This is a genomic window from Aeromicrobium sp. SP1 (assembly GCF_055663785.1).
In genome coordinates, this window is sequence record NZ_JBQVVK010000001.1 from 2,850,425 (window position 1) to 2,867,897 (window position 17,473).

Sequence of the window (17,473 nt, forward strand, 5' to 3'; positions counted from 1 at the left end):
CGTGGCCGCGCCGGTCGTCCTGGACTTCCCGTTCACGGGCCGGTGGCGCACGGAGCGGAGTCCGGCCCGCCGGGTGCCGAGCCACGGGACCGACCTGTTCGGGACTTCGTGGTCGATCGACTTCGTCCCCGTTGACGAGCACGGCCGGTCCGCCCCGCGCACGTGGCGCTCGCTGCTCTGGACCGAGCCGCTCGAGCGCTTCGTCGGCTTCGGACGAGCGATCTTGGCTCCCGTCGACGGCACCGTCGTGATCGCCCACGACGGGGAGCCGGACCACGAGGCGCGCCGGTCGGTGGTGACCCTCGTGCCGTACGCGGTGACGCAGGGGCGCCGGGTGCGCGGCGGGATGTCCGCGGTGGCCGGCAACCACGTCGTGATCCGCATCGGGGACGCCGGGCCGTACGTGGCGCTCGTGCACCTGCGCCACGGGTCGGTCGGCGTGCGGGTGGCCGACGTCGTCGTCGCCGGGAGTCCGGTCGGCGCGTGCGGGAACTCCGGCAACAGCACCCAGCCGCACGTGCACGTGCAGGTCACCGACTCGGTCGACTGGTCGTTCGCCCGCGGTCTGCCGCCGGCCTTCCGCCGCCGGGGGGCCACGCCGTACCTCCCCGCCGAGGGTGAGGTCGTCGACGCCCCGTGAGTGCCATCGACGTGAGTGGGCTCGCGCGCCGGGTCGAGGCGCGCCGGCGCGAGCTCGGCCGCCCCGTCGTCGTCGGGGTCTCGGGGTACGGCGGCAGCGGGAAGTCGACCCTCGCCCGGGCGCTCGTGGCTGCGCTGCCCGATGCGGTCCGGGTGCGCGGCGACGACTTCCTCGACCCGCATCGCGCCCACGACCGGTCCCCGGACTGGGGCGGCGTCGACCGGGAGCGGCTCGCCACCGAGGTCCTGCGTCCGTTCCGTGCCGGCGAGGCCGGGGAGTTCCGCCGCTACGACTGGGACAGCGGCCGGTTGCGTGATCCCGAGCCGCTGCCCCGTGCCGCCGTGGTGGTCGTCGACCTCGTGGGCCTGTTCCACCCGGACACGCTGCCGCTGCTCGACGTCACGGCATGGTGCGACGTCGACCTCGCCACCGCGACGCGGCGCGGGACGGAGCGCGACCGGCTCGCCGGGAACGACCACGACCGGCTCTGGTCCGAGGTGTGGGCCCCGAACGAGCGCGACTTCGACCGGACGTTCGCGCCGCGCGCCGCGGCCGACGTGCTCGTCCCCAATCCGTGAGTCAGAGCACCACGATCGCCAGGAGTCCCAGCAGCCCGGCGCCCGCGGCGGTCACGGCGAGCGCGGCGATCGGCGCGCCGCCGACGCGGAAGCCCTCCGGCTCCTCGAGCAGGTGGTCGCGCCACCGCCGATAGCGCACGGTCGGCAGCGACCACGACAGCCCCACGGCGACGAGACCCAGGAGCCCGACCGCCACCGCGATCGCGCCGAGCTGCTCGGACAGCACCCGGATCCACACGACGTAGCCGACCGCGAGGGTCAGGCACGTGCGTCGCCAGGCCAGCAGCGTGCGCTCGCCCTGCAGGCCCGGATGCGCCGGCTGCTCGTCGGTCATCGCACGACGTCGAAGGCGAGGGCGAGCCCGGCCGCGACGAGCACCACGACCGTCACGAACGAGAACGCGGGCCCCGGCAGCGCCAGGTTCAGGCGCAGGGCCCGCTCGGTGCGGCACCACGCGAACCACGCGTGCAGCGCCGCGGCGATGCCGAGCAGGACGAGCGCGACGGCCGAGATCGACCCGAACGGCTCGCGGACGTCGACCGGCAGCACCTCGAGGGCCACTCCGGCGGCGACGAGACCCAGGGCCGTGCGGATCCACGCCAGGAAGGTCCGCTCGTTGGCGAGGCTGAAGCGCGGATCGGGGTCGTGCCCGTGCTCGTACACCGACCGCGGGAAGCGCGGTCGTTCGTCCTCGGTGCCCATGGAGGCATCATGGCCGACCGCGAGCGGATGCGGAGGGTGCGGGGGGAATCTAGCGTGATGGGATGACCGAGACGACGACGCGGACCGATCGACGACTCGGCTGGGCGCTGCTCGCGGCAGCCGTCCTGCAGGTCGTGGCGCCCACGGTGCAGGCCCTGCTCGACGTCTCGCAGCCCGGGGACGGCAGCGAGGACCTGCTCATCACCCCGGCGGGCTGGACGTTCTCCATCTGGGGACTGATCTACCTGCTGGCGATCGTGCACGCGATCGTCGCGCTGCGGCGTGGCGACGGCACCGGGAGTCGCCGCTTCGTCATCGACCTCGTGGCGCTCTACCTCGGCGCCGCGGCCTGGATCGGGGTGTCCGCCATCGGCTGGAGCTGGGCGACGTTCCTCGTCCTGCTCGTCATGACGTGCCTCGCCGTCGACGCGGCCCTGATCGCCGCGCGGGCCGGCACCTCGGCCGGCTGGGTGACGACCCTCGCCCGGGCGACGAGCGGCATCTACGCCGGCTGGGTCGGTGCGGCCGTCTTCCTCAATCTCGGGACGGCGGCCATCGAGCAGGACCTCGCCGATCCCGCGGACCACGCGTGGCAGGTCGCCCTGCTCGCCGTCGCCGCGGTCTTCGCGCTCGCGGTCAACACGCGGCTGGCCCGCAGCCCGGGCTTCGCGGCTGCCGTCGCGTGGGCGATGGTCGGCGTGATCGCCGCCGTCGCCGGGACCTCGACCGCGGCCGTCGTCGTGGCCGTCGTCGCGATCATCGCGCTGGCCGCCCAGACGCTCGTCGCGACGGTGCGCGACCGCCGGTGAGGTCGGACCGTTCGGGTCAGCTCTGCTCGGACTCCCACTGGCCCTGCTCCCACTGGGACTTCACGCGCAGCTGGGCGACCAGGCCGACGATCACGAACACGAGGTAGACCGCGTACCACCACCAGTCGTGCGGGACGTCGGACGTCACGCCGGCGTCGTCGAAGTCGGCGCTGTCGATCGCGCCGGTCAGCAGCATGAGGCCCGTGACCACGGCGGACGCCCCGCCCAGGCTCGACAGCAGGACCAGCAGCACGTACGGCAGGTTCGCCACGATCGCGCCGATGCCCAGCAGCACGCCGACGAGCACGCCCACGAGGGCGATCGCCCAGTTCCACGTGACGCCGAACGCCCCCATGACCGCCGCGCCGATCGCGAAGCCGAGGGACGCCGTCGCGAGCAGCACGGCGACCCAGAAGTAGAGGTAGGACAGCGCCCCGAAGACGACCGCCAGGACGAAGCCGACGAACCAGCCCGTCGCCTCGGAGAGGAACCCCTGGTCCCAGATCGCCGCGACGAGTCCCGCGCCGACCGTGAACCCGATGAACGCGCCCCAGATCGCGATCACGAAGCGCAGGGCGGTGGCCCCGAAGAAGCAGAAGAGCAAACCGACCGCGATCGCGGCGAGGCCAAGCAGCACGTCGTCCATGCCCGCCATCGTAGGGCCCGCCGTACGGCTGTCACGCGACCACGCCCGACGCCGCCGAGCCGCGGCTCGAGCGGAATCCGCGCGCGTCCCGGTGGATACTTGACCGGTGTTCGACCGCACCGACGAGGCCCTGCGCGACCGCGACAACATGAAGTGGACGACGACCGACCCGGACGTCCTGCCCGCATGGGTCGCCGACATGGACGTCGAGGTGCCCCCGGTGGTCGTCCGCCGACTGCAGCAGCGGCTCGCGAGCGGGGACGTCGGCTACCCGGACTTCGACGCGCCCGATCCGCTCGTGGCCGCGTTCGAGCACCGCATGAGCGCCCGCTGCGGCTGGACCCCCACACCCGGTCGGGGCCGACTCTTCACCGACGTGATCCAGGCGTTCCAGGTGCTGACCGACCTGCTGACCGAGCCCGGCGACGGGATCGCGGTGCACGTGCCGGCCTATCCGGTCTTCCTGAACTCGATCGCCGACGCGGGCCGGCGCATCGTGCCGATCCCGTTCGGCGCGCCGGCCGACGAGCTCGTCAGCACGTGGCGCCGCGAGCGGGTGCGTCTCGTCGTCGTGGTGAATCCGCACAACCCGCTCGGCCGCATGCTCACGGCCGACGAGCAGCTCCCGATCGCCGAGGCCGCGGCGGCGCTCGACCTCACGGTGCTCGCCGACGAGATCCACGCCGACCTCGCGCTCGACGGCCGCCGCCACGCGCCGTTCGCCTCGCTCGGGCCGGAGGTCGAGGCGCGTACGGTCACGGTGACGTCGGCCTCGAAGGCCTTCAACCTCGCCGGTCTGCACTGTGCCGTCGCGCACCTGGGCGACGACCGGGTCAGGTCCGCGCTGGCGGAGCTGCCGTTCGCCTACCTCGGTGGCGTCAGCACGCTGTCGCGCGCGGCGTCGGTGGCCGCCTGGACCGAGGGCGACGCGTGGCTCGCGGAGCTCGTCGCGGCGCTGAAGCGGAACCGCGATGCCGTCACGGCGTGGGCCGCCCAGGTCGGCGTGGGCGTCGTGGCCGCCGAGGCGACCTACCTCGCGTGGCTCGACTTCGAGCACACCGCGATCGCGACCGACCCCGCCGGCTCGCTGCTCGCGGCCGGGGTGCGCCTCTCGCCGGGTCCCGAGTTCACGGCCCACACGGGCCTGCGGTCCCCGGGCTTCGCGCGCCTGAACTTCGGCACGAGCCCGGAGCGGCTCGACCGGATCCTCGACCGGATCGGCACCGTCCTGTAGCGGTCAGCGCAGGCAGGCCTGCGGCAGGGCGAACCAGCGCAGCCGCTCGAAGTCGGCGCTGATCCCGTCGGCGGGGGTGTCGGGCTCGGCCGGCGCGAGCTGCTCGAGCAGGCGGTGCGCGTCGGCGAGGTGACCGGCGAGGGCCGACTCCGGCACGGGCTCGTCGTGGCGCGGGTAGGTCATCTCGCCGGTCTGCGGATCGTAGGAGATCTGGTCGAGCCGCAACGGCGGCTCGACCTTGCCGTCACGGTGGTGCCACAGTCCGGCGGCCACGTCGAAGCGGTAGTCCGGCAGGAAGCGCGCGCCGTGCTCGGCGACGAACGCGACCGCCTCGATGACGTAGTCGACGACGGCGTCGGACACGAAGTAGTTGAAGTTGACCCGCACCCAGCCCGGCTTGATGCCCTCGCAGCCGCCGCTGATCTCGCGCTCGAACTCGTGCGAGCGGTCGAGGTCGATGCCGAGCAGCCGATGGCCGTACGGCCCGGCGCACGAGCAGCCACCGCGCGACTGGATGCCGAACAGGTCGTTGAGCAGCGAGACGACGAAGTTGTGGTGCAGGTGGCGTCCCGGACGGCCGTCCGGACCGGCGGCGCGCACGATGAAGGACACGATCGAGAGCCGCTCGGCCTCGACGTTGCCGAGGATCTCGATGCCCGGGACCTGCTGCCAGCGCGAGACGACCCGGCGCAGTAACTGCTCCTCCCGGGCCCGGATGACGTCGACCCCGACGGCCTCCTTGAGCTGGAAGACCAGGCCCGCGCGGATCGACTCGATGATCGCGGGGGTGCCGCCCTCCTCGCGATGCTCCGCGTCGGCGAGGTAGCGGTGCTCGGTCGGGTTCACGTAGACGACGGTGCCGCCGCCGGGGACGACCGGGACGCGGTTCGTCAGCAGCGCGCGGCGCACGGCGAGCACGCCCGGGGTGCCGGGTCCGCCGATGAACTTGTGCGGGGACACGAACACGGCGTCCTTCGAGCAGTCCTCGTGGTCCTCGCAGGCCGGGTCCATCTCGATCTGCACGTAGGGCGCGGCGGCCGCGAAGTCCCAGAACGACAGCGCGCCGTGCCGGTGCAGCAGGTCCGCGATCGCGTGGGTGTCCGTCACGATCCCGGTGACGTTGGACGCCGCCGAGAACGAGCCGATCTTCAGCGCGCGGTCCGCGTGCGCGACGAGCGCGGCCTCGAGGGCGGCGAGGTCGACGTGACCGTCGGGATCCTCGGGAATCGTCACGACGTCGCAGATCGACTCGCGCCAGCCGAGCTCGTTCGAGTGGTGCTCGAACGGACCGATGAACACGACCGGCCGGTCCGCCTCGGGGATGTGCGCCGAGAGCCCGTGACGGGCGTCGAGGTCGGCCGGGATGCGCAGGTTCAGCAGGCCGATGATCTTGTCGATCGCCGCCGTGGAGCCGGAGCCGCAGAACAACACCGCGACGTCGTCGCCGGCCCCGAGGCCGCGCCGGATGATCTGTCGGGCGTCCTCGCGCAGCCGGGTCGTCTGCAGGCCGGTGCCGCTGGACTCGGTGTGCGTGTTGGCGTACCGCGGCAGCACCTCGGACCGCAGGAAGTCCTCGAGGAAGCCCAGCGACCGGCCGCTCGCGGTGTAGTCGGCGTACGTCACCCGCCGCGGTCCGTACGGACCGTGCATGACCTGGTCGTCACCGATCACCGACTCGCGGATGCGACGCAACAGGGCAGGCTCGGTCATGCCCCCACGCTATCTTTCCGCTGGTCTCGATACGCGTCTCGCTGCGCTCGCCCGCTACTCGACCACCGCCGCGCGCCCTCGGTGATCGAGTAGCGGGCCGAGGCACGAGGCCGCGTATCGAGATCATTGGTAGGTGATGAGGTCCGGGTGGGGGCGGACCCGGCGCCAGGTCTGCTCCGCGGTGAGCATCGGCTCGTCCTCGTCGACGAAGTTCTTCCAGCCCCAGAAGACCCGGTCGGGGGCGTGCTTGCGGATCATCCGCCACGTGCCGTGCTTGGCGCCGGTCGGGCCCTGCCCGTCGACGTGGATCACGGTCGCCAGCTCCGGGTGGGTCGTCACGAGCCGTGCGCGGTGGCGCACCATCTGCGGCTGGAACTGGTGCACCACGAACAGCTTCTGCGGCAGCGTGCTCTCGCGCGTGAGGCGGGCCAGCCATGTCGAGACGCGATTGATCTCGCCGGCCGACATGTGGCCGATACGCTGCAGCGGCTTGCCCCTGCGGCCCAGCTTCCACTCGGGGTCGATCGCCAGTCCGACGTGGGGCTCGCGCAGGAGGTCCTCGTAGGCGCGGGCCTGGTCGAGGGCGTTCCCGCGCCCGGGCTGCAGGTCGAGGATCACCGTGACACGCGCCTTGCGGGCGGCGTCGACGAGTGGCCGCAGGTCCTCGACCGGCGTGCGCTGGGAGTAGTCGCCCCGCTTGCCCTTGCTCGCACTCGCGACCGTGGCGATCACCTCGAACGCGGGGGCGAACGACACGCGGGGCGCGACCCGCTCGTACTTGCGCACGAGCGTGCGGACGCGCCGCACGGAGGCCTTCGGTCCCTGTTCACCCAGGACCCCCAGCGCCCCGGTCGCCGGGTGTCCGTACATCGCGAGGTAGTGGTGTCCCGGCAGGGCGAGGTAGCCGCCAGCGATCGTCTGGGCGCCCGCCCGCACGACCTTGACCGGGTACTCCCGGGCGCCGATGGCCAGCAGCGGCCCCTCGGGCGCGGCGCGCAGGGCCGCGATCGAGGCCTTGTCGGTGCGCGGATCGGGGCGGATCCGGCTCACGGTGGCATCGCCGACGGCGGCCAGCTGGGCCACCACGGGGGACGTGTCGGAGGTGAGGGCGATCGTGGCGGGGGCCTCGCGGTCCACTGCCGGCGCCGGGCCCTCGACCTCGTCGGCGCGCGTCACGGGCGTGGCGCCGAGTCGCTTCGCCTCGGTCCGGCCGGCCTTGGTGTCCGGCAGGGCGGGCAGTCGGAGCCGCCGGGCCAGCCGCAGCGCGGAGTCCGCCGCGCCGCCGCCCCCGGTGGGCACCAGCACCACGGTGGTGGCCCGGTCGAACAGGAAGCGCGACACCGTGACCGCGTCCTCCCCGGTCCGGGCGACGCTGGTGCCGGTGGGCTCCGCGAGGTGGACCGATGCCGGTGGTGGGGTCTGCTCGCAGCCGGTCAACGACGTGGTGGCGACCGCGGCGAGAAGGGCGACGGTGAGGGTCCGCCAAGGCGTCGTACTCACCTGCGCGACGCTACACGGAGGGCGCAGGCCGCCCGGCGCTCGGCTACTCCTCGACGTCGTCGCCGAGCTCGGCCGCAAGATCGGCGGCCTGCCGGCGGTGACGCCACCACTCGAAGACCATCGGCAGCACCGAGAGGAAGACGATCACCATGATGGCGATGTCGATGTTCTCGCCCAGGCTCGGGAAGGCCTTGCCCAGGAGCGCGCCGGTCGTGACCAGCAGGCCGACCCACAGCACGGCGCCGATGCCGGACCAGAGGAAGAACCGTCGGCGATCCATGCGGCCGACGCCCGCGACGAGCGTGATGAAGGTGCGCACGATCGGTACGAACCGGCCGATCACGAGCGCCTTGTTGCCGTGCCGGTCGAAGAAGGCATGGGTCTGGTCGATGTACTTGCGCTTGATGATGCGGCCGTCGCGCTCGTAGATCGGTGCCCCGACCGCGCGACCTATCTCGTAGCCCACGACGTTGCCGGCGAAGGCGGCGAGCATGAGCGCCGGCACGGCGAACCAGAACGGGATGTCGATCTGGTCGGTGGCGATGAACAGCCCGATCGCGAACAGCAGCGAGTCGCCCGGCAGGATCGGGAAGAGCAGGCCGCACTCGACGAAGACGATCACGAGCGAGATCCAGAAGAACGCCTGTCCGAAGTGGTCCAGGAGGTAGTTCGGGTCCATGTACTCCGGGCCGAGGGTGTGGATCACGCCCACAGCCTACGGGCAGAGCAAGAAGTAGTAGCGTCGCGAACATGGCTCACCAACTGCTCATCAACGGTCAGTGGCGCGACGCCGAGGGCGGCGCGACGTTCGAGGTCGAGAACCCCGCCACGGGGGAGGTGCTGGCCACCGTGGCCGACGCCTCCGTGGCCGACGGCCTGGCCGCACTCGACGCGGCCGTGGCCACGCAGGCCGAGTGGGCCCGGACCGCGCCCCGCCACCGCGGCGAGATCCTGCGACGTGCGTTCGAGATCATCACCGATCGCGCGGACGAGCTCGCCGAGCAGATGACGCACGAGATGGGCAAGCCGGTCTCGGAGTCGAAGGCCGAGATCGCCTACGGTGCCGAGTTCTTCCGCTGGTTCGCCGAGGAGGCCGTCCGGATCAGCGGCCGGCACTCGGTCGCCCCCAACGGCCTGACCCGCCTCGTCACGATGAAGCAGCCGGTCGGCCCGTGCCTCATGATCACGCCGTGGAACTTCCCGCTCGCGATGGGGACCCGCAAGATCGGCCCGGCGATCGCGGCGGGCTGCACGATGGTCGTCAAGCCGGCCGCACTGACCCCGCTCACGATGCTGAGCCTGGGCGAGATCCTGATCGAGGCCGGACTGCCCGAGGGCGTCCTCAACATCGTCACGACGAAGAACACGGGTCAGGTCATGGAGCCGCTGATCCGCGATCCCCGCCTGCGCAAGCTCACGTTCACGGGGTCCACCGAGGTCGGCCGCACGCTGATCGAGCAGTCGGCGCAGGGCGTCCTGCGGGTGTCGATGGAGCTGGGCGGCAACGCGCCGTTCCTCGTCTTCGAGGACGCCGACCTCGACAAGGCGGTCGAGGGCGCGATGCTCGCGAAGATGCGCAACATCGGCGAGGCGTGCACGGCGGCGAACCGCTTCATCGTCCACGAGTCCGTCGCCGACGAGTTCTCGCGCCGGTTCGCCGAGCGGATGGCCGAGACCGAGGTCGGCCCGCTCGTCGAGGAGAAGCAGCGTGCGAAGGTCGCCGAGCTCGTCGACGACGCGGTGGCCAAGGGCGCCGAGGTGCTGACCGGCGGGGCGGTGCCCGAGGGTCCCGGCTACTTCTACCCGCCGACGGTCCTGACCGAGGTGTCGCCGGACGCCAAGGTCTGGCAGGAGGAGATCTTCGGCCCGGTCGCCCCCGTCTTCACGTTCACCGACGACGACGAGGCGGTGCGGATGGCCAACGACACCGAGTACGGCCTCGTCGCGTACGCCTTCACCGAGAGCTACTCGCGCGCGATCAAGGTCTACGAGGGCCTCGAGACCGGAATGGTCGGCATCAACCAGGGCATCGTGTCGAACCCCGCGGCCCCGTTCGGCGGCATGAAGTCCTCCGGCTTCGGTCGCGAGGGTGGCGCGGAGGGCATCGAGGAGTACCTCGAGACGAAGTACGTCGGCCTGGCCCTCTGAAACGAGTCCAGTGCGTTTCAGATCGACTCATGTGACTCATGTGTCGTAGGACATAACACTTCGGTCCCGTCTTCATGGCTCGTTCGGGTGGTGTTGCCGGGTTCTGACCAAGTGCTGGCAGAACTCTCGACATGCTCGATGAGGCTCGCCGCCCCTCTGGCGACGCCGCCGATCGGGACCGCGTCTCCGGGCGCATTGCAGGAGACTCCATGCCGACGCCCTTGCGTCTTCGCAGCGCCGCTCTCGCGCTGGCCCTCACGGCCGTACTCGGGACCGCCGCGTGCGGCTCCGACGACGCCTCGGCCGCGAAGGAACCCGCCGCCACCTCGACCGTCCCCAGCGGTGCGGAGGACTCGGAGCTCGACGCCCCCGTCGGCGCGGTCGACATGCTCACCGACTTCTCGTGCGCTCCGCACGACGGCTCCTGGAGCGGCACGGCGACCCTCACGAACACGACCGACGCGCAGGCGTCCTTCGAGGTGACGTTCACCGTCATCGAGACGAAGGGCAACGGCGTCGTCGGCGAGAAGACGAAGACCTACGACCTCGCGGCCGGCGACACCGCCGCAGTGAAGCTGACCGACCTCCACGACGGCGACCCCGACGGCCTGCAGTGCGTCCGCCGCGTCCTCAAGAGCTCCTGACCTCTGCACCGACGAACGGAAAGTCCGACGTGACGACGCCCTCCCCCCTGCGCCGCTGTTTCTCCCTGCTGCTCCCCTCGCTGCTGATCGCGGCACTGATGGCGATCGTGCAGACCACCGTGACGGCCGCCCCGGCCGCCGCTGCCACCGGCGACTACGCCTGTGTCGATGCCGTCTACGGCACGACCGGCGCGTCGCTGTACCGCGTGGCCACGGGCACCGGCGCCGGCACGGTCGTGGGCGCGTTCAACACCACGAGCACGACCGTCAATGGTGTGGCGGTCGCCCCGCGCGGCGACGCCGTCTATGCCATGGCCTCGTCGATCAGCAGTCAGGGCCGGGCGAACCTCTACAAGTACGGCACGACCACCGCGTTCAAGGAGATCCGCGGCCTCTCCGCGAGCGCCACGGTGGTCGGCGGCGCGTTCAACCCGTCGACGGGCCACTACTGGATCTCGGTGGCGAACAGCGACAACTCGATCAACTTCTACGACATCGACCTCACGCTCGCCAGCCCGATCACCGTCAGCACGCAGATGGTCGCCCAGTCGGGGATCCCGACCAGCCAGAGCATGAGCACCGACCTCGCGTTCGACGCGCGGGGCAACGCGTACGTCGTCTACTCGAACGCCGACACGTCGTTCCAGAACAAGCTCGTGCGCTTCAAGGCATCACAGCTGACCAGCGGCGGGACGCAGGTGGGCACGACCGTCACGAACCTGTCGCCCAACAACGTCGGCTACCCGGGCATCGCGTTCGGCTCGGACAGCAACATCTACGTGCAGGGCGGATCGAACCTGTACCGACTCAACCCGACGACCGGCGCGGTCTCGGCCACGCTCGCCGCCGGCCAGTCCTACAACGACCTCGGGTCCTGCGCGACGCCGACCGTGATGGACAGCGTCGTCAAGAACGTGGTCGACCGCAAGAACACCGGCGACCAGTTCACGGTGAGCTTCAGTGGCGGCGCGCTGTCGGCGGCCATGACCGGCACCACGACCGGATCGGACACCGGCGCACAGACCAATGCCGCCGAGGTGGCCGGCCCCGTGCTCGTGAGCGCCGGCACCACCTACTCCTTCGGTGAGACGGCGTCCGGCACGACCGACCTGGCCAACTACACCTCGTCGTACTCGTGCGTGAACGACAACGACGACTCCGTCGTGGCCTCGGGAACCGGCACGAGCGGCACGCTCGTGGCGCCCCAGTCCGACCAGTACGGCACGGGCGCGGTGATCGTCTGCACGATCACCAACGCGGTCAGGAAGCCGGCGATCACGCTGACGAAGTCCGCATCGGGGACGCCCACGAAGGCCGGCGACCAGATCACCTACTCGTTCACCGCCAAGAACACCGGCAACGTCGCGCTCACGGATGTCGGCGTGACCGATCCGCTGTTGTCCGACAAGACGATCACGTGTGCCTCGACGAGCCTGGCCGTCGGCGCCTCGACGAACTGCACCGTCTCGAGCGCCTACTCCGTGACCCAGGGCGACGTCGATGCCGGGACGGTCGCCAACACCGCGACGGCCACCGGCACGGCCGGGGGGACCGTGGTCACCTCGATCGCGACGACCTCGACCCCCATCACGCGCACGGCCCAGCTCAAGATCGTGAAGGCCGCCTCGGGCACGCCCACGCAGGCCGGCGACAAGATCACCTACCGCTTCACGATCACCAACACGGGCAACACGACCGTGACCGGCGTCGGCGTCAGTGACGCCCTCGTCACCGGCGAGACCTGCTCGACGACGACCCTCGCGCCCGGTGCCTCGGTCACCTGCAGCGCGGACCAGTACAGCGTGACGCAGGCCGACGTGAACGCCGGCACCGTGAACAACACCGCGTCGGTGGTCGGGTCCGGTCCGAGCGGGACGACCCTCGTGACCGACTCGACGTCGACCACCTCGACCGTCACCTCGCTCGTCCGCACGACGCGGCTCAAGATCGTGAAGTCCGCCTCGGGCACGCCGACGAAGGCCGGCGACAAGATCACCTACTCGTTCACGGTCTCGAACACGGGGAACACCACCGTGACGAACGTCGGAGTCAGCGACGACCTCGTCACCGGCGAGACCTGCGCGACGACGACGCTGGCCCCGGGCGCGAGCACGACCTGCACCGCGTACCAGTACACCGTGACGCAGGCCGACGTGGACGCCGGGACGGTCGTCAACACGGCCACGCCGACCGGCACCGGCCCCTCCGGCGCCGCGACGGTGACGGTCAACCCGACCTCCACGACGCAGACCACCACGGCGATCGCCGCCGCCGGCGCGCTCGACGTCACGCTCGCCCAGTCGTCGGCCGCGGTCACGACGAGCGGTGACCTCGTCACCTACACCTCCACGGTGACCAACAACGGCAACGTGACCGTCGACCAGATCGCCGTGACCGACTCACTCGGCTCCACGATCACGTGCGCGGCCACCTCGCTGGCCGCCGGCGCGTCGACGACGTGCACCACGACGTACACCGTGAAGCAGTCCGACGTCGATGCCGGAAAGGTCGACAACACCGCGTCGGTCTCGGGCCGGACGCCCGCCGGCGCCACACTGACGGACTCCTCCGACAAGGTCTCGAAGTCGATCGCGGCGGCGGCGACCCTGACGACGACGCTCGCGCAGTCGACCACCGCGGTGACGAAGAAGGGTGACCAGATCACGTACACGGCGACCGTGGAGAACACCGGGGCGGTGACGATCCACGGGCTGGTCGTGACCGACGACCAGGGCTCGACGTACACGTGCGTGGCCACCTCGCTCGCCCCGGGCGTGACGACCACCTGCACCGTGACGCACACGGTCACCCAGGCCGAGGTGGACGCCGGCTCGATCACGAACGTCGCCACGGCGGACGGGCTGACCCCGGCGGATGCGGCCGTGTCCGACGCCTCGAACCAAGTCTTCAAGGCGATCGCAGCGGCTCCGAAGCTGACCACGAAGCTGGTCGCCTCGGGCACCCCCACGCACGACGGTGACGAGATCGCCTACACGGCGACGGTCGAGAACACGGGCAACACGACGGTCGACCACCTGGTCCTCACGGACGAGCTGGGCAACACCTACGAGTGCGACGTGACGTCGCTCGCTCCGGGTGACAGCGCGACCTGCACCGCGACGTACGTCGTGACGCAGGACGACGTGGACGCCGTCGAGGTCCGCGACACGGCCTCCGCGGAGGGCACGGACCCGTCCGACGCAGCCGTCACGGACGACTCGGCCGAGGTCGCGACCACGATCGCGGCCGCACCGGCCGTGAGCATCGTCCTGACCCAGTCCGCGGCGGCAGTCACGAAGAAGGGCGACGGCGTCCTCTACCAGTACGCCGTCACGAACGACGGCAACGTCACGCTCGACGACGTCGACGTCACCGACGAGCTGGGCAGCACGATCACGTGCGCCTCGCCGATCGCCCCCGGCGCCACCGTCCTCTGCTCGACCACCTACACGGTGAAGCAGTCCGACGTGGACGCCGGCGAGGTCGCCAACACGGCGAGCGTCACGGCGACCGCGCCGGACGAATCGCCGGTGGACGCCGACTCGGCCGAGGTCGTGAAGTCGATCGCGTCGGCCCCGGAGCTGACCACGAAGCTGGTCGCCTCGGGCACGCCCACGGCGAAGGGTGACGAGATCACCTACACCGTGACGGTCGAGAACACGGGCAACGTGACGGTCGACCACCTGGTCGTGACGGACGAGCTGGGCAACACCTACGAGTGCGGCGCGCGGTCGCTCGCGCCCGGCACGACGACGACCTGCACCGCCACCTACGCCGTGACCCAGGACGACGTGGACGCCGGCATCGTCCGGAACACCGCGACCGCCGCGGCGACGACCCCGGCCGACGTGCCCGTCTCGACGGACACCGCCGAGGTCGAGACGACGATCGACCAGCACGCCGAGCTGAGCACGACCCTGCTCGACTCGGGTGCGCCGAAGAAGGCCGGTCACCAGATCACCTACACGATGACGGTCGAGAACGTCGGCACCGTGACGGTCGACGACGTCGTCGTGACCGACGACCTCGGCAACACCTACGTGTGCGACGTGACGTCGCTCGCGCCGGGCGACCGGGCGACCTGCACGGCCACGTACGCGGTGACGCAGGCCGACGTCGACGCCGGCACCGTCGTCAACTCCGGCCTTGCCGAGGGCGACGATCCGGCGGATGCCCCCGTCGCGGATGCCTCGAACGACGTGGACACGACGATCGACGCCGCCACCGCGCTGAGGACGGCCCTCGTGCCCTCCGGCTCGCCGACGAAGAAGGGTGACGAGATCACCTGGACCGCGACGGTCGAGAACACCGGCGACGAGACGGTCGACGCGATCACCGTGACGGACACGCTCGGCAACTCGTACGTGTGCGACGTGACGTCGCTCGCGCCGGGTGACAGCGCGACCTGCACCGCGACGTACCGCGTGACGCAGGCCGAGGTGAACGCCGGTGAGGTCGTCTCCACGGCGACCGGCACGGGCGAGGACCAGTCCGGCGACCCGGTCGCGGACGAGTCCCCCGAGGCCGAGGTCACGATCGAGGCCGGTCCGGCGCTCACGGTGACGCTGCAGCAGTCGACGGGTGCGATCACGAAGAAGGGCGACACGATCACGTACACGTACGCCGTGACGAACACGGGCAACGTGACGATCGACGACCTCGTCGTGACCGACGACCTCGGCAACACCGTCACGTGCGACTCCGTCTCGCTGGACGAGGGTGACTCGACGACCTGCACGGCGACCCACACGGTCACGCAGGCCGAGGTGAACGCCGGCGAGGTCGAGAACACGGCCGACGCGGCAGGGAAGTCCCCGGCCGATGCCGATGTCGACGGTCGGTCGAACACGACGCGCAAGGCGATCGCCGCGGCACCGGCGATGACGACGACGGTCGAGCCCTCGGGCGAGCCGACGAAGGCCGGTGACGAGATCACCTACACGGTGACGGTGGAGAACACCGGCAACGTCACGGTCGACGAGGTCGTCGTGACGGACACGCTCGGCAACACGTACGTGTGCGACGTGACGTCGCTCGCGCCGGGCGAGAGCGCCACGTGCACCGCGACCTACGAGGTCACGCAGGACGACGTGGACGCCGGCGAGGTCGTCACCACGGTCACCGCCGGTGGCGAGACGCCGTCCGGTGGTTCGGTCTCCGACGATGCGGAGGAGGTCGAGATCGCGACGCCGATCGAGGCCGCGCCCGAGTTGACGACGACGGTCGAGCCCTCGGGTGAGCCGACGAGGGCCGGTGACGAGATCACCTACACGGTGACGGTGGAGAACACCGGCAACGTGACGGTCGACGAGGTCGTCGTGACCGACACGCTCGGCAACACGTACGTGTGCGACGTGGCGTCGCTCGCGCCGGGTGAGAGCGCCACGTGCACCGCGACCTACGAGGTCACGCAGGACGACGTGGATGCCGGTGAGGTCGTCACCACGGTCACCGCCGGTGGTGAGACTCCGTCCGGCGATCCGGTCGAGGATGCCGCCGACGAGGTCGTCACGGACATCGACGCCGCCCCCGGCCTGGCGATCACCGACGCGAAGGCCGGTGGGCTTGTGGACGCCGACGAGGACGGACGCGACAGCGCGGGCGACACGGTCGTCTACACGTACACGGTCGAGAACACCGGCAACGTCACCCTCCGCGGCGTGCAGGTGGCCGACATCCTCGGCAACGAGATCGACTGTGTGCCGGCCGACCTCGCGCCGGGCGCCTCGGCGACGTGCGTCTCGGTCGCGACCCCGGTCACGCAGGCCCAGGTCGACGCGGGCGAGGTCGTCACCCACGGCACGGCCACGGCGACGACGACGGCCGACCGCCCCGTGGTGTCCGAGCGCTCGGAGGACCTCGTGGTCGAGCTCGACCCGCAGGACGAGCTCGCGATCGTCACGCGCATCGCGTCGTGGCAGGACGTCAACGACGACGACCTGTTGAACGCCGGCGACACGATCTTCTACGCCTATGACGTCACGAACGTCGGCACGACGACGGTCCACGCGATCGGCGTCTCCGACGACCGGGTCCGACAGGCCGGCCACGCGATCGCCACGGTGCACAGCCAGCTGCGCCTCGGTGCCGGTGCGGTGGCCGACCCGACGGGTCCGACCCTGGTCCCGGACGCCTCCGTCACCTTCGTGGGCACGGGCGGCTACGTGGTCTCGGCCGCCGACGTCCAGTCCCGCGTGATCCCCAACCAGTCCACCGCGAAGGGTCTGAACCCGAAGGACGATGACGTGGTCGCGACCTCGAACGTCGTCCGGTCCGTGCCCGACGCGCGCGCGAAGCTGTCGCTCGCGGTGCACTCCGCCGTGGACGACGTGAACGGCAACGGTGTGACGGATGCCGGCGACGAGGTGACGTTCGGCTTCACGGTCACCAACACCGGTGACGTCACGGTCGAGGACGTCACGGTCACCGACGCCCGGTTGGCCGCACAGGGGATCACGATCACCTGCACGCCGACGACGCTCGCCCCGGGTGAGTCCGCGACGTGCACGACCTCCACGCCCTACGTGGTCACGGCCGCCGACGTCGTGAACGGCTCGGTCGTCTCCGAGGCGGTCGCCACGGGCGTGGACCCGGTCAACGTCGAGCAGGCGTCGGTGTCGTCGGACGCGGTCGAGACGGTCGTCGTCACCGAGGCCGAGGTGGCCGACGTCGAGGAGACCGCCGATCCGGTCGACGAGCCCGAGCAGGAGCCCGCCGACGAGCAGGCGCTGGCCGACACCGGCGGCCCCATGGTCGCGGTCGGTGCGCTCGGCGTCGCGGCGCTCGGCGTCGGGGTGACCCTGCTCGGTGCCGCTCGTCGTCGGCGCGAGGACGAGGCCGCCTGACGGTCAGCGGTGCACCA

At 71.2% G+C, this 17,473-nt stretch carries 13 protein-coding genes; 7 read left to right on the top strand and 6 right to left on the bottom strand.

The genetic code is table 11. The features are described from left to right. The first annotated feature begins 1 nt into the window (after window position 1). On the top strand, window positions 2-640 hold the full coding sequence (locus tag ACT26F_RS13965) for a peptidoglycan DD-metalloendopeptidase family protein (RefSeq protein ID WP_471671151.1): 639 nt from the start codon (window positions 2-4) through the stop codon (window positions 638-640). After that, window positions 637-1,218, top strand: coding sequence for a uridine kinase family protein (locus ACT26F_RS13970; RefSeq protein ID WP_471671152.1), 582 nt, complete (start codon window positions 637-639; stop codon window positions 1,216-1,218). Before ACT26F_RS13965 ends, ACT26F_RS13970 begins: the two co-directional genes overlap by 4 nt. 1 nt (window position 1,219) lies before the next feature. On the opposite strand, the gene ACT26F_RS13975 is transcribed toward ACT26F_RS13970, so the two are convergent. Beyond that, entirely contained in the window at window positions 1,220-1,552 is a 333-nt protein-coding gene (locus ACT26F_RS13975; protein WP_471671153.1) for a DUF202 domain-containing protein, read from the bottom strand. Then, window positions 1,549-1,920, bottom strand: a complete 372-nt coding sequence (locus tag ACT26F_RS13980) for a YidH family protein (protein WP_471671154.1) — start codon at window positions 1,918-1,920, stop codon at window positions 1,549-1,551. The genes ACT26F_RS13975 and ACT26F_RS13980 overlap by 4 nt, the downstream gene beginning before the upstream one ends. A 62-nt stretch (window positions 1,921-1,982) precedes the next feature. On the opposite strand from ACT26F_RS13980, the gene ACT26F_RS13985 reads away from it, so the two are divergent. Continuing rightward, entirely contained in the window at window positions 1,983-2,729 is a 747-nt protein-coding gene (locus ACT26F_RS13985; protein WP_471671155.1) for a hypothetical protein, read from the top strand. Between the two features lie 16 nt (window positions 2,730-2,745). Here the strand turns inward: ACT26F_RS13985 and ACT26F_RS13990 are convergent, their stop codons facing one another. Further along, window positions 2,746-3,375, bottom strand: a complete 630-nt coding sequence (locus tag ACT26F_RS13990) for a TM7S3/TM198-like domain-containing protein (protein ID WP_471671156.1) — start codon at window positions 3,373-3,375, stop codon at window positions 2,746-2,748. A gap of 106 nt (window positions 3,376-3,481) precedes the next feature. Here ACT26F_RS13990 and ACT26F_RS13995 point away from each other — a divergent pair, with 106 nt between their 5' ends. Beyond that, window positions 3,482-4,609 (top strand): aminotransferase class I/II-fold pyridoxal phosphate-dependent enzyme, encoded by a 1,128-nt coding sequence (locus ACT26F_RS13995; RefSeq protein ID WP_471671157.1) that lies wholly within the window; start codon window positions 3,482-3,484, stop codon window positions 4,607-4,609. Window positions 4,610-4,612: 3 nt separating this feature from the next. Here the strand turns inward: ACT26F_RS13995 and ACT26F_RS14000 are convergent, their stop codons facing one another. The 3 genes from ACT26F_RS14000 to ACT26F_RS14010 all read right to left on the bottom strand — a co-directional run bounded on the left by ACT26F_RS14000 (window position 4,613) and on the right by ACT26F_RS14010 (window position 8,525). Next, window positions 4,613-6,319: an aminotransferase class V-fold PLP-dependent enzyme gene (locus tag ACT26F_RS14000; RefSeq protein WP_471671158.1), complete on the bottom strand. Its 1,707-nt coding sequence runs from the start codon at window positions 6,317-6,319 to the stop codon at window positions 4,613-4,615. A gap of 123 nt (window positions 6,320-6,442) precedes the next feature. Next, entirely contained in the window at window positions 6,443-7,819 is a 1,377-nt protein-coding gene (locus ACT26F_RS14005; protein ID WP_471671159.1) for a hypothetical protein, read from the bottom strand. Between the two features lie 43 nt (window positions 7,820-7,862). Further along, window positions 7,863-8,525 (bottom strand): DedA family protein, encoded by a 663-nt coding sequence (locus ACT26F_RS14010; protein WP_471671160.1) that lies wholly within the window; start codon window positions 8,523-8,525, stop codon window positions 7,863-7,865. Between the two features lie 44 nt (window positions 8,526-8,569). Between ACT26F_RS14010 and ACT26F_RS14015 the strand changes: the two genes are divergently transcribed. The 3 genes from ACT26F_RS14015 (at window position 8,570) to ACT26F_RS14025 (ending at window position 17,456) form a co-directional block, all read left to right on the top strand. Continuing rightward, complete coding sequence (locus ACT26F_RS14015) at window positions 8,570-9,967, top strand: NAD-dependent succinate-semialdehyde dehydrogenase (protein WP_471671161.1); 1,398 nt, start codon at window positions 8,570-8,572, stop codon at window positions 9,965-9,967. Between the two features lie 209 nt (window positions 9,968-10,176). Then, window positions 10,177-10,611, top strand: coding sequence for a hypothetical protein (locus tag ACT26F_RS14020; RefSeq protein WP_471671162.1), 435 nt, complete (start codon window positions 10,177-10,179; stop codon window positions 10,609-10,611). Window positions 10,612-10,640: 29 nt separating this feature from the next. After that, window positions 10,641-17,456 carry a DUF7507 domain-containing protein gene (locus ACT26F_RS14025; protein WP_471671163.1) on the top strand — a complete coding sequence of 2,272 codons (6,816 nt, stop codon included), beginning with the start codon at window positions 10,641-10,643 and terminating at the stop codon, window positions 17,454-17,456. Window positions 17,457-17,473 lie beyond the last annotated feature (17 nt).

What these genes read in the sequence shown, in the direction of transcription:
- ACT26F_RS13990 (WP_471671156.1), bottom strand. Translation starts at nt 3,375, where the DNA reads ATGGACGACGTGCTGCTTGGCCTCGCCGCGATCGCGGTCGGTTTGCTC.
- ACT26F_RS13985 (WP_471671155.1), top strand. Translation starts at nt 1,983, where the DNA reads ATGACCGAGACGACGACGCGGACCGATCGACGACTCGGCTGGGCGCTG.
- ACT26F_RS14000 (WP_471671158.1), bottom strand. Translation starts at nt 6,319, where the DNA reads ATGACCGAGCCTGCCCTGTTGCGTCGCATCCGCGAGTCGGTGATCGGT.
- ACT26F_RS14020 (WP_471671162.1), top strand. Translation starts at nt 10,177, where the DNA reads ATGCCGACGCCCTTGCGTCTTCGCAGCGCCGCTCTCGCGCTGGCCCTC.
- ACT26F_RS14015 (WP_471671161.1), top strand. Translation starts at nt 8,570, where the DNA reads ATGGCTCACCAACTGCTCATCAACGGTCAGTGGCGCGACGCCGAGGGC.
- ACT26F_RS13980 (WP_471671154.1), bottom strand. Translation starts at nt 1,920, where the DNA reads ATGGGCACCGAGGACGAACGACCGCGCTTCCCGCGGTCGGTGTACGAG.
- ACT26F_RS13975 (WP_471671153.1), bottom strand. Translation starts at nt 1,552, where the DNA reads ATGACCGACGAGCAGCCGGCGCATCCGGGCCTGCAGGGCGAGCGCACG.